Genomic DNA, 12,214 nt, shown 5'->3' with positions numbered 1-12,214 from the left:
CCGCGGGGCGTCCGGGGCGGCTGAAGTCCGCGGGGCGTCCGGGGCGGCTGAAGTCCGCGGGGCGTCCGGGGCGGCTGAAGTCCGCGGGGCGTCCGGGGCGGCTGAAGTCCGCGGGGCGTCCGGGGCCGCTGAAGCCCGCGAGGCGTCCGGGGCCGCTGAAGCCCGCGAGGCGCCCGCGGCCGGGGTTTCCGAGGCCCCCCGCGCTCCGCGCAGACCCTGGCCCCGCCGTCCGCGCCGTACCGCCCTGGTGCTCGCCCTCGTCCTCCTTCTCCCCGTCCTCACCGCGCAGGCCGCCCTGCGCCTGAACTACGCCGGCGACCCGGCCGACGGCACCCGCACCCGCCACCAGGACGCCGTCTGGCTCGGTCACGCCTGGGTCGACGGGCGCAAGACGGACGCCGACCTGGCCGCCCTCGGCCGACGGCTCGCCACCACCGGCATCCGCGACCTGTACGTCCACACCGGACCGCTGGAGCACGACGGCACCCTCCCCCGCGCCCGCCACCCGAAGGCCGCCTGGCTGACCGACGCCGTCCACGAGCGACTGCCCGGCATCCGCGTCCACGCCTGGCTCGGCGACGTCCTCGCCACCGAGACCCCGGACGGCATGCGGCTGGCACGGGCCGGGACGCGGGCCGCCGTCGTGCGCTCGGCCCGGCAGGCCCTCGACGAGGGCTTCGACGGCGTCCACTTCGACCTGGAGCCCGCCCACTCCGGCGACGGCGACTACCTGGCCCTCCTCGACGACGTGCGCCGGGTGACGGACGGGCGCGACGCCGTGCTCTCCGTGGCCGCCCACCAGATCGACCCGCTCCCGGCCCTGCACGCCGTCGCCGGCGCCCTCACCGGCCACCCCAAGTGGTGGTCGCAGCAGTACTTCGGCCGGGTCGCCCGCCGGGTCGACCAGATCGCCGTCATGTCGTACGACACCGCGCAGCCCCTGCGGAGCACCTACGGCGGCTACGTGGCCCAGCAGACCTCCCTCGCCCTGGAGGTCACCCCGCCCACCACCGACCTGCTGATGGGCCTGCCCTTCTACCACGAGAGCGGCCCCTCCCACTGGGGCCACGCCGAGACCGTCCCCGCCGCCGTGCGCGGCGTCCGCCTCGGCCTGTCCCGCACGGACCCCGGCCGGGAGGACTTCGGCGTCGCCCTGTACGTCGACTTCGCCGCGACCGAGGCCGACTGGCGGGCGTACCGGGAGGACTGGGTCAGCGCTCCCGGCGCCGCCTGATCTTCGAGCCGAGCCAGACCAGCGGGTCGTACTTGCGGTCCACGGCCCGTTCCTTCAGGGGGATCAGCGCGTTGTCCGTGATCTTGATGCCCTCGGGGCAGACCTCCGTGCAGCACTTGGTGATGTTGCAGTAGCCGAGGCCGTGCTCGTCCTGGGCGGTCCGCTTGCGGTCCAGGCCGCTCGACTCCGCCGCGTCCAGCGGGTGCATGTCCAGTTCGGCGATCCGCATCAGGAACCGCGGGCCCGCGAAGGCCGGTTTGTTCTCCTCGTGGTCCCGGACCACGTGGCAGGTGTCCTGGCACAGGAAGCACTCGATGCACTTGCGGAACTCCTGCGGGCGGTCCACGTCCTCCTGCGCCATCCGGTACTCGCCCGGACCGACCCCGGCGGGCGGCACGAAGGCCGGGACCTCGCGGGCCTTGGCGTAGTTGAAGCCGACGTCCGTCACCAGGTCCCGCAGGACCGGGAAGGCGCGCAGCGGGGTGACGGTGACCGTCTCCTCGCGGGTGAAGACCGACATCCGGGTCATGCACATCAGCCGGGGCCGCCCGTTGATCTCGGCGGAGCAGGAACCGCACTTGCCGGCCTTGCAGTTCCAGCGGACGGCCAGGTCGGGGGCCTGGGTGGCCTGGAGGCGGTGGATGATGTCGAGGACCACCTCCCCCTCGTTCACCTCGACGGCGAAGTCCTCCAGCGCGCCGCCGCCGGTGTCGCCCCGCCACACCCTGAACCGGGCGGTGTAGGCGCCGTTGTCGCTCATCGGTACAACTCCTCGTCGGCGAGGTACTTGGCCAGCTCCTCCTCCTCGAACAGGGCGAGCAGGTCGGGGCGGACGGGCTCGGTGGTCTCCCGGTGCAGCGTGATCTGGCCGCGCACCGGGTCCGTCGCCGCCAGGCCGCCCGTCGGGTCGGTCAGCCGGCACAGCAGGTTGACGTTGCGCCACCGGCGGTCCATCGCGGCGTGGTCCTCGCGGGTGTGGCCGCCGCGCGACTCCGTGCGCTCCAGCGCGGCCCGCGCCACGCACTCGCTGACCAGCAGCATGTTGCGCAGGTCCAGGGCGAGGTGCCAGCCCGGGTTGAACTGCCGGTGCCCCTCGACACCGGCCCGCCGGGCCCGTACCCGCAGCGCGGCCAGTCTCTCCAGGGCCTGCTCCATCTCGGCCTTTCGGCGGATGATGCCGACCAGGTCGTTCATGGTCTGCTGGAGTTCCTGGTGGAGGGCGTACGGGTTCTCCGGGGGCCCGCCGGCGGGTTCCCGCGGCTCCGCCTCCGCCGAGAACGGGCGGAGCGCCTCGGCGGCGGCCGAACCGATGTCCTCCTCGGCCGTGCGCGGCCGGTCCCGTTCGCCGAGCGCGTACTCGGCGGCGTGCCACCCCGCCCGCCGCCCGAACACCAGCAGGTCGGAGAGGGAGTTGCCGCCGAGCCGGTTGGAGCCGTGCATCCCGCCGGCCACCTCACCGGCCGCGTACAGCCCCGGCACCCCGCGCGCGGCGGCGGTGTCGGAGTCGACGGCGACGCCGCCCATCACGTAGTGGCAGGTGGGCCCGACCTCCATCGCCTCCGCCGTGATGTCGACGTCGGCCAGCTCCTTGAACTGGTGGTACATCGACGGCAGCCGCCGCTTGACGACCTCGGCGGGCATCCGCGTCGACACGTCGAGGAAGACCCCGCCGTGCGGGGAGCCCCGGCCCGCCTTCACCTCGCTGTTGATGGCGCGGGCGACCTCGTCGCGGGGGAGCAGTTCGGGGGGACGCCGGTTGCGGTCCGGGTCGTCGTACCAGCGGTCGGCCTCGGCCTCGGACTCGGCGTACTTCTCCTTGAAGACGTCCGGGACGTAGTCGAACATGAACCGCTTGCCCTCGGAGTTCCTGAGCACCCCGCCGTCGCCGCGCACCGACTCGGTGACCAGGATGCCCTTCACGGACGGCGGCCAGACCATGCCGGTGGGGTGGAACTGCACGAACTCCATGTTCAGCAGCGGCGCCCCGGCGAGCAGGGCGAGGGCGTGCCCGTCGCCGGTGTACTCCCACGAGTTCGACGTCACCTTGAAGGACTTGCCGATGCCGCCGGTGGCGAGCACCACGGCGGGGGCCTCGAGGACGAGGAAACGGCCGGTCTCGCGCTCGTAGGCGAAGACGCCCGAGACCCTTCCCGGGTCCCCGGCCGGGGGGACCCCCGTCCCGCTGTGCCCGCCGTCCTTCAGGACGCGGGTGACCGTGCACTCCTGGAAGACCTTCAGCCGGGACTCGTAGTCGCCGGTGGCGCGGTGGTCCTCCTGCTGGAGGGCGACGACCTTCTGCTGGAGGGTGCGGATCAGTTCCAGGCCGGTGCGGTCGCCGACGTGGGCCAGGCGCGGGTACTCGTGGCCGCCGAAGTTGCGCTGCGAGATCCGGCCGTCCTGCGTACGGTCGAACAGGGCGCCCCAGGTCTCCAGCTCCCAGACCCGGTCCGGGGCCTCCTTGGCGTGCAGTTCGGCCATCCGCCACTGGTTGAGGAACTTGCCGCCGCGCAGGGTGTCGCGGAAGTGGACCTGCCAGTTGTCGTGTTCGTTGGCGTTGCCCATCGCCGCCGCGATGCCGCCCTCGGCCATCACGGTGTGCGCCTTGCCGAACAGCGACTTGCAGATCACCGCCGTACGGGCGCCCCGCTCGCGCGCCTCGATGGCGGCGCGCAGCCCGGCGCCGCCCGCGCCCACCACGACGACGTCCCACTCCTGCCGGTCCACCACGGACATCGGAAGCACCTTTGTTTTCGCTGGGGGCTAGAAGAAGGCCGGGTCGTCGAAGGCACCGGACGCGACCAGGTACACGTAGAAGTCGGCGAGCGCCACGCTCACCAGGGAGGCCCAGGCGAGCTGCATGTGCCGGGCGTTGAGCCGGCCCACCCACTGCCAGGCGCGGTAGCGCACGGGATGCCTGGAGAAGTGCTTGAGCTTGCCGCCGACGACGTGCCGGCAGGAGTGGCAGGACAGGGTGTACGCCCAGATCAGCACGGTGTTGAGCAGGAGGACCAGGGTGCCCAGACCCATGTGGCCCCACGCGTAGGTCTCGTCGCGGAAGGCGAGGACCGCGTCGTAGGTGAGGACGCAGGCCACCAGGACCGCCGCGTAGAAGAAGTAGCGGTGGAGGTTCTGCAGGACCAGCGGGAAGCGGGACTCGCCGGTGTACGTCCGGTGCGGCTCGGCCACCGCGCAGGCGGGCGGCGAGGCCCAGAAGCCGCGGTAGTACGCCTTGCGGTAGTAGTAACAGGTCAGCCGGAAGCCGAGCGGGAAGATCAGGATGATGATCGCGGGGGAGACGCCCCACCAGGAGCCGAAGACCTCCCAGTTGGGGCCGGAGCGCATCGGCTCGCAGCGCTCGGCCAGGCAGGGGGAGTAGAACGGCGAGACGTACGGGGCCGCGTAGTAGTCGGCGTCGGCGAACGCCCGCCACGTCGAGTACGCGATGAACGCGAGCAGTCCGGCGGCGGTGCCGGCCGGGGCCAGCCACCAGCGGTCGGTGCGCAGGTGCGGGGCGCTGATGGCGGCACGCGTCGGGGCGTGGACGCCGCCGCGGGGACGGGGGTCGGCGGGGGGTGGTTCCGTGCCAGTGGCCACTGGGCGACTCCGGTCGGGTCCGGTCGTTTCCGGTCGGTGCGGTCGGGTCAGGGGGCGCGTCGGTCGCGGGCGCCGAGACCCTCGTCGTCCGAGTCCGTCCACAGGGAGAGGTCGTACGGGGCGTCGGAGATGGTGACGAGGTCCCGCCGCTGCGCCGGCAGGTCCCCCGCGGCGGTGGTCGCCCGCAGCAGCGCGACGCTCTCCCGCAGATGACCGGCGTCGGTGCGGACCCGCCGGATCTCCAGACCGCCGCGGCCGACCCGCTGCTCCAGCCGGCCCACGGCCCGCGACAGATCGTCGAGGCAGCGCTGGATCGTCGTCAGCTCGTCGTGCACGGACATGACGTGACCTCACTTCCGTCGGACACGGCCACGCCGGCCGGCCAGGGATGGCGACGTTCGTGCGCCTGTGAGTGTCGCGCGTCACACCCGCCCCTGTGAAGGGACGCGCGGGGATCGGTGGGAGTGCGCGGGCGCACTCCGGGCGCGCGTTCCCCCGCACGGGTGACCTCACGGAACGTGTCCGCCGTGTCTCCGTACGTTGCCGAACCGATTCCTCTTCAGTGGCCGCATACGTCTGAATACAAATGATCAACTCCATATACCGCCAGAAGTGAACACAACGCCCGCGGCTCTCCGGAGGTAGACAGATGTCCCACGTCGGCGTCGGACCACGCGCCCGCACGCGCTCGGTCGCCCTCCTCACCGCGGGCGCGCTCGTGGTCCCCGTCCTCGCCGGGTGCAGCTCCGAGGAGTCCGCGGGCGAGCCGCTCGCCGCCCCGGACACCGCCGTCGCGGCCCGCGCCCGGGTCGCCGACGGCGGCACCCTGCGCTGGGCGGCGGACTCCGTGCCGGACACGCTGAACGTCTTCCAGTCCGACGCCGACGCCACCACCACCCGGATCGCCCAGGCCGTCCTGCCCGCCATGTTCCGCACGGACGCCGCCGGCCGCCCGGTGCGCCACCCCGACTACCTGGAATCCGCCGAGGTGGTCGACACCGAGCCCAAGCAGGTCGTCCTCTACAGGCTCAGCCAGCAGGCCGTCTGGAGCGACGGCCGGGAGATCGGCGCCGCCGACTTCGCCGCCCAGTGGCGTGCCCTGTCCGGCCGGGACAGCGCCTACTGGACCGCCCGCAACGCCGGCTACGACCGCGTCGAGAAGGTCGAGCGGGGCAGGAACGACCTGGAGGTCAAGGTCACCTTCCACCGCCCCTACGCCGACTGGCGCTCCCTGTTCACGCCGCTGTACCCGAAGGACGTCATGGGCACCCCGGACTCCTTCAACGACGGGGCCCGGCGCAAGCTCGGGGTCACCGCCGGGCCGTTCGCCGTGGAGAAGGTGGACCGGGAGGCCGACGAGGTCGTCCTGGCACGCAACCCGCGCTGGTGGGGCGAGCCGGCCAAGCTGTCGCGGATCGTGCTGCGCGCCGTGGAGCGCGGCGAGCGGAGTGCGGCCCTGACCGCCGGCCGGCTCGACCTCGCCGAGGTCGACCCGGCCACCGCCCGGGAGGTCGGCCGGGCCGGCGCCCCGCCCGGCACCGGCGACCCGCTCGGCTCCACCGCTTCCGGGGGCGCGGCGCCCCTCGCCGGCCCCGGGCGCGGCCGGGGGCGGTCCGCCGCCGACGCCCTGCGCTCCTGGGCGATCGCCCACGGCTCCGACGAGGAGGCCGCGTACGAGGAGACCCTCGCCCGCGAGGAGCGGCGCGCGGCCCTCGCGGAGGCCGAGCGCCGGCGGGCCGCCCTGCGCGGCTTCGAGGTCCGCAAGTCGCTGGAGCCCGCCTACACCCAGCTCGCCCTCAACGGGGCGGACGGCCCCCTCGCCGACGAACGGGTGCGCCGGGCCGTCGCCCGCGCCGTCGACCGCGAGGAACTGGCAGAGGCGGTCCTGGGCCCCCTGGGCCTGCCGGCCGAGCCCCTCGGCAGCCACCTCGCGCTGGCCGGCCAGGACGCCTACGCCGACGGCAGCGGGGCGCTCGGCAGCCCGGACGCCAAGGAGGCGCGGGCGCTGCTCGCGGACGCGGGGTGGGTGCCCGGGGGGCCCGTGAAGGAGGAGCAGGGGGAGGAAAGAGAGGAAGGAGAGGAAGGGGAGGAAGGAGAGGAAAGGGAGGGGGAGGAGGCGGCCGGCGCGGAGAAGGGCGGGGGCACGTCGTCCGGGAGCGACTCCCCGGGCGGCGACGACGGCACGTACATCGTGGGGGAGGACGGCAAGAGCGCCGGGGACGGGGACAAGGGCGGGGACAAGGACGGGGACAAGGGCGGGGACAAGGACGGGGACGGCGGCGGCAAGGCCAGGGCCGAGGGCCCCGGCGACGGGCACGGCGGTGACGGCAAGGCCGAGGCCGACGGTGACGGCGGCCGGGGCAGTGGTGACGGCAAGGCCGGCGGTGACGGCGGCGACGGCGGCCGGGGTGGCGGTGACGGCGAGGAGAACAAGGCGAACGGCGGCGCCCCCGGCGCCTACGCCCCCAAGGGCACCGCCGCCCCGGCGGGCCCGGCGGCGGCCCCGCTGGCCAGGAACGGCAAGCCCCTCACCCTGCGCTTCGTCCTCCCCTCCGGCCCCGGCTCCGGCACGCTGCGCACCGTCGCCGACCGGATCAGCCGCATGCTGGACCGGATCGGCATCCGCACCGACCTCACCACGGTCTCCGACGAGAGCTACTTCCGCGACCACATCGCGGGCGGCGACTACGACCTGGCGCTCTACTCCTGGCCCGCCACCGCCTTCCCGGCCACCGACGCCCGCCCCGTCTACGCCAAGCCCGTCCCCGCCGCCGACGGCTCCCTCAACGTCGAGCAGAACTACACCCGGGTCGGCACCGACCAGGTCGACCAGCTCTTCGAGCAGGCCATCGCCACCCTGGACGAGAAGGAGGCCCGCGCCCTGATCCGCAAGGCCGACTCCCGGATCTGGGCGGCGGCCGGCTCCCTCCCGCTCTACCAGCGTCCCCAGCTCACCGTCGCCCGCGAGAACCTCGCCAACGCGGGCGCCTTCGGCTTCGCCACCCCGGTCTACGAGGACATGGGCTTCCTGAAGAAGGGCGCGCAGGGCGCACGGCCCACCGCGTCCCCGTCCCCGTGACCCTCCTCACCGGGCCGAACAAGGCCACTGCCGCCAGCCCCGTACCATGGAAGGGAAAAGGCCGTGGCGTCACCAGCCCGGCGAGGCCAGTGCAGCAGACCTGGCCGTCCTCACCACTCCGGGAGTACGCCGCACCATGGCTGTGTCCGTAACGCGTCACGACATCCGCAACGTCGCCATCGTCGCCCACGTCGACCACGGCAAGACCACGATCGTCGACGGCATGCTGAAGCAGGCCGGTGCCTTCGCCGCCCACCAGCTCGACTCCGTCGACGACCGCATGATGGACTCGAACGACCTGGAGCGTGAGAAGGGCATCACGATCCTGGCCAAGAACACGGCGGTCAAGTACCACCCGAAGGACGGCGGCGACGTCATCACCATCAACATCATCGACACCCCGGGCCACGCCGACTTCGGCGGCGAGGTCGAGCGCGGCCTGTCGATGGTGGACGGCGTGGTCCTGCTGGTCGACGCCTCCGAGGGCCCGCTGCCGCAGACCCGCTTCGTGCTGCGCAAGGCGCTCGCCCAGCGGCTGCCGATCATCCTGTGCATCAACAAGACGGACCGGCCCGACGCCCGCATCGACGAGGTCGTCAACGAGACGTACGACCTCTTCCTGGACCTGGACGCGGACGAGGAGCAGATCGAGTTCCCGATCGTCTACGCCTGCGGCCGGGACGGCGTCGCCTCGCTGACCAAGCCGGAGAACGGCACGGTCCCGGCCGACTCCGACAGCCTGGAGCCGTTCTTCTCCACGATCCTCCAGCACATCCCGGCCCCCACCTACGAGGAGGGCGCCCCGCTCCAGGCCCACGTCACCAACCTGGACGCCGACAACTTCCTCGGCCGCATCGCGCTGCTCCGCGTCCACCAGGGCGAGCTGAAGAAGGGCCAGACGGTCGCCTGGCTCAAGCGCGACGGGTCCACGCAGAACGTGCGGATCTCCGAGCTGATGATGACCGAGGCGCTCACCCGCAAGCCCGCCGAGAAGGCCGGCCCCGGTGACATCTGCGCGGTCGCCGGCATCCCGGACATCATGATCGGCGAGACTCTGGCCGACGTGGAGAACCCGGTCCCGCTGCCGCTGATCACGGTCGACGAGCCCGCGATCTCCATGACCATCGGCACCAACACCTCCCCGCTGGTGGGCCGCGGCGCCACCGGCAAGGGCGCGGACAACAAGGCGGCCGTCAAGGACCGCAAGGTCACCGCCCGCCAGGTCAAGGACCGCCTCGACCGCGAGCTGATCGGCAACGTCTCGCTCCGCGTCCTGGACACCGAGCGCCCGGACGCCTGGGAGGTGCAGGGCCGCGGCGAGCTGGCGCTGGCCATCCTGGTGGAGCAGATGCGCCGCGAGGGCTACGAGCTGACCGTCGGCAAGCCCCAGGTCGTCACCAAGGAGGTCGACGGCAAGACCTACGAGCCCGTCGAGCGGATGACCATCGACGTGCCCGAGGAGCACATGGGCGCGGTCACGCAGCTCATGGGCGTCCGCAAGGGCCGCATGGACAACATGTCCAACCACGGCTCCGGCTGGGTCCGCATGGAGTTCGTGGTCCCCTCCCGCGGCCTCATCGGCTTCCGCACGGAGTTCCTGACCCAGACCCGCGGCACCGGCATCGCGCACTCCATCCACGAGGGCCATGAGCCCTGGTTCGGCACGCTCACCACGCGCAACAACGGTTCGCTGGTCGCCGACCGCTCCGGCGCGGTCACCGCGTTCGCGATGACGAACCTCCAGGAGCGCGGCGTGCTCTTCGTGGAGCCCGGCACCGAGGTGTACGAGGGCATGATCGTCGGTGAGAACTCCCGCGCCGACGACATGGACGTCAACATCACCAAGGAGAAGAAGCTCACCAACATGCGCTCCTCCACGGCCGACGTCACCGAGTCGATCGTCCCGCCGCGCAAGCTCTCCCTGGAGCAGTCGCTGGAGTTCTGCCGTGACGACGAGTGCGTCGAGGTCACCCCGGAGGCCGTGCGCATCCGCAAGGTGAACCTGGACGCCCGCGAGCGCGCCCGCGCCGCGAGCCGCGCCAAGCACGGCTGATCCCGGGCGGCCCCGGCCGCCGGGCCGCGGACGAGCGTCGGGCACCCCTGTCACGGACAGGGGTGCCCGACGCCGTTTCACGACGCCCGCGCGGGCCGCGTCCGGGGTGGACACGACGGGAACGAGGCCTGCGCCACACCCCGTTGCGCACGCGTCCGGTCACCGACGGTTCCCGCACTGCACGTTCCGCGCGTCCGGGCAAGCGGATTTCCCTGCCCGATCGTCCGTTATGCGGACGTCTTCCCTCGATAGATGTGTAACAAGTCCGTTTCGCAGGGATCTTTCTGCAAAGGGTTTGTCCGGATTTTGGAAGAAGTCAGCGCCATGTGTGATCGAACCGAGACCTTTGGGGTGTGGTTCGGCTGCGGGGGATGGCAGATAGTTAGGCGCGTAGAACTCGATCGAGCAGGGCGTCCGCGGCCGCGGCGCCGACTCACGAGTCACGGGCACCCAACCCTTTCAGGCACCGGTGACGGTGTCGTGACGCGGGCCTGCCCGTGCGATGAACCATTGGTCTCCTAGGAGGAATCCATGCGCGGTGCGAAGAGCGCCAAGTGGGTCGCGATAGCCGCGGTGGTGGCGCTGAGCGCGACCGCTTGTGGTGGTGGCGGCGACGACGGCGACAGCAAGGCCGCGATCGACCCGGACGGCACGTTCTCCGTCGAGGTCGGTGAGCCGCAGAACCCGCTGCAGCCGGCCAACACCATGGAGTCCAACGGCAGCATCGTCATCAACTCGCTGTTCTCGGGCCTGGTCGACTACGACTCCGAGGGCAACATCACCATGGTGAACGCCGAGTCGGTGGACACCGAGGACAACAAGACCTTCACGGTCAAGCTGAAGTCCGGCTGGAAGTTCCACGACGGCACCCCGGTCACCTCCGAGTCCTACATCAAGGCCTGGAACTGGGCCGCGAACCCGGACAACAAGCAGACCAACAGCTTCTGGTTCTCCGACATCAAGGGCTACGACGACATCGCCGGCGGCAAGGCCGACGAGATGTCCGGTCTGAAGGCCGTCGACGACACCACCTTCACGATCGAGCTGAGCAAGGCGCTGCCCTACTTCGTCTACAAGCTGGGCTACGAGGTCTTCTCCCCGCTGCCGGAGTCCTTCTACAAGGACCCGGAGGCCGCCGGTGAGAAGCCGGTCGGCAACGGCCCCTACAAGTTCGTCAGCTGGGACCACAAGAAGCAGATCGTGGTCGAGCGCAACGACGACTACAAGGGCGAGGACAAGGCCAAGAACGGCGGCGTGGTCTTCAAGAACTACGCCCAGCTGGAGACGGCCTACCAGGACCTCAAGTCCGGCAACCTCGACGTGATGCGCCAGATCGCCCCGCGGGACCTGCCGGTGTACAAGCAGGACCTCGGCGACCGAGCCGTGGACCAGTCGTACTCCTCGATCCAGACCATCGCCGTCGCCTTCTACACCAAGCAGTGGAAGGACATCGACCCCAAGGTCCTCCAGGGCCTGTCGATGGCGATCGACCGCGACACCATCACCAAGACCGTCCTCCAGGGCACCCGTGAGCCGGCCACCGGCTGGGTCGCCAAGGGCGTGCTCGGTTACACGGACAACGCCGCCGGGGACGTCACCACGTACGACCCGAAGAAGGCCAAGGCCCTCATCAAGGAGGGCGGCGGCGTCCCGGGCAACAAGATCTCCATCCAGTACAACGCGGACGGCGGTCACAAGGAGTGGGTGGAGGCCGTCTGCGGCTCCATCACCAACGCCACCGGCGTCGCCTGCACCGGCGACTCCAAGGCCGACTTCCAGGCCGACACCAACGCCCGTGACGCCAAGCAGGTCAAGTCGCTGTACCGCTCCGGCTGGGTGCTCGACTACCCCTTCATCTCCAACTTCATCCGGGACCTGTTCGGCACCAAGTCGGACGGCAACCAGGGCGGCTTCTCCAACGCGGAGATCGACAAGCTCATCGAGCAGGCCGACAGCGCCGCCACGCTGGAGGAGTCGGAGAAGCTCTACCAGGAGATCGAGAAGAAGCTCCCCGAGTACATGCCGAGCATCCCGCTCTGGTACTACAAGGTCAACGCGGGCTACTCGGAGAAGGTCACCGGCGTCAAGTACGCCCAGGACGGCGACCCGATCCTGACCGGCGTTCAGGTCACGAAGTAACCGCTGATCACAGCGTGTGCCGTGCCGCACCCCACCGGGTGCGGCACGGTGTCGGCCGGTCGGCCGGGGGGCCCTTTTCACCGGGTACGTACGGACATCCGCGAGGAACCGTCAG

The 12,214-nt window shown here is 71.5% G+C and carries 8 protein-coding genes; 4 read left to right on the top strand and 4 right to left on the bottom strand.

Features of this window, described 5'->3' with window-relative positions; all coding sequences use genetic code 11:
* The coding region (locus ACY1JF_RS07475) for a glycoside hydrolase family 18 protein (protein ID WP_462704192.1) at positions 1–1,234 on the top strand (1,234 nt) is incomplete at its 5' end.
* Here ACY1JF_RS07475 and ACY1JF_RS07470 read toward each other — a convergent pair.
* Genes ACY1JF_RS07470 through ACY1JF_RS07455 form a run of 4 tightly spaced genes read right to left on the bottom strand, consistent with a single transcriptional unit; the run spans position 1,212 to position 5,169 of the window.
* Positions 1,212–1,994: a succinate dehydrogenase/fumarate reductase iron-sulfur subunit gene (locus ACY1JF_RS07470; RefSeq protein ID WP_462704191.1), complete on the bottom strand. Its 783-nt coding sequence runs from the start codon at positions 1,992–1,994 to the stop codon at positions 1,212–1,214. The two genes, ACY1JF_RS07475 and ACY1JF_RS07470, sit on opposite strands and share 23 nt — an antisense overlap.
* Positions 1,991–3,967 (bottom strand): fumarate reductase/succinate dehydrogenase flavoprotein subunit, encoded by a 1,977-nt coding sequence (locus tag ACY1JF_RS07465; RefSeq protein WP_462704190.1) that lies wholly within the window; start codon positions 3,965–3,967, stop codon positions 1,991–1,993. The genes ACY1JF_RS07470 and ACY1JF_RS07465 overlap by 4 nt, the downstream gene beginning before the upstream one ends.
* Before the next feature lie 27 nt (positions 3,968–3,994).
* The gene (locus ACY1JF_RS07460) at positions 3,995–4,828 is read right to left on the bottom strand and encodes a hypothetical protein (protein ID WP_462704189.1); all 834 of its coding nucleotides are present in this window, start codon (positions 4,826–4,828) and stop codon (positions 3,995–3,997) included.
* A 47-nt stretch (positions 4,829–4,875) separates the two neighbouring features.
* Positions 4,876–5,169, bottom strand: a complete 294-nt coding sequence (locus tag ACY1JF_RS07455) for a hypothetical protein (protein WP_462704188.1) — start codon at positions 5,167–5,169, stop codon at positions 4,876–4,878.
* Positions 5,170–5,477: 308 nt separating this feature from the next.
* Here ACY1JF_RS07455 and ACY1JF_RS07450 point away from each other — a divergent pair, with 308 nt between their 5' ends.
* From ACY1JF_RS07450 to ACY1JF_RS07440, 3 genes are all read left to right on the top strand, one after another.
* Complete coding sequence (locus ACY1JF_RS07450; RefSeq protein WP_462704187.1) at positions 5,478–7,907, top strand: ABC transporter family substrate-binding protein; 2,430 nt, start codon at positions 5,478–5,480, stop codon at positions 7,905–7,907.
* 136 nt (positions 7,908–8,043) lie between these two features.
* Positions 8,044–9,960, top strand: a complete 1,917-nt coding sequence (typA, locus tag ACY1JF_RS07445; RefSeq protein ID WP_462704186.1) for a translational GTPase TypA — start codon at positions 8,044–8,046, stop codon at positions 9,958–9,960.
* 531 nt (positions 9,961–10,491) lie between these two features.
* A complete protein-coding gene (locus ACY1JF_RS07440; RefSeq protein ID WP_462704185.1) occupies positions 10,492–12,099 on the top strand; it encodes a peptide ABC transporter substrate-binding protein in 1,608 nt (535 codons plus the stop codon).
* The last annotated feature ends 115 nt before the right edge of the window (positions 12,100–12,214 follow it).

It is taken from the genome of Streptomyces sp. SYSU D01066-1 (genome assembly GCF_054956795.1).
This window is presented reverse-complemented; position numbering and strand designations above follow the sequence as displayed.

What these genes read in the sequence shown, in the direction of transcription:
- ACY1JF_RS07470 (WP_462704191.1), bottom strand. Translation starts at nt 1,994, where the DNA reads ATGAGCGACAACGGCGCCTACACCGCCCGGTTCAGGGTGTGGCGGGGC.
- ACY1JF_RS07465 (WP_462704190.1), bottom strand. Translation starts at nt 3,967, where the DNA reads ATGTCCGTGGTGGACCGGCAGGAGTGGGACGTCGTCGTGGTGGGCGCG.
- ACY1JF_RS07455 (WP_462704188.1), bottom strand. Translation starts at nt 5,169, where the DNA reads ATGTCCGTGCACGACGAGCTGACGACGATCCAGCGCTGCCTCGACGAT.
- ACY1JF_RS07450 (WP_462704187.1), top strand. Translation starts at nt 5,478, where the DNA reads ATGTCCCACGTCGGCGTCGGACCACGCGCCCGCACGCGCTCGGTCGCC.
- typA (WP_462704186.1), top strand. Translation starts at nt 8,044, where the DNA reads ATGGCTGTGTCCGTAACGCGTCACGACATCCGCAACGTCGCCATCGTC.
- ACY1JF_RS07440 (WP_462704185.1), top strand. Translation starts at nt 10,492, where the DNA reads ATGCGCGGTGCGAAGAGCGCCAAGTGGGTCGCGATAGCCGCGGTGGTG.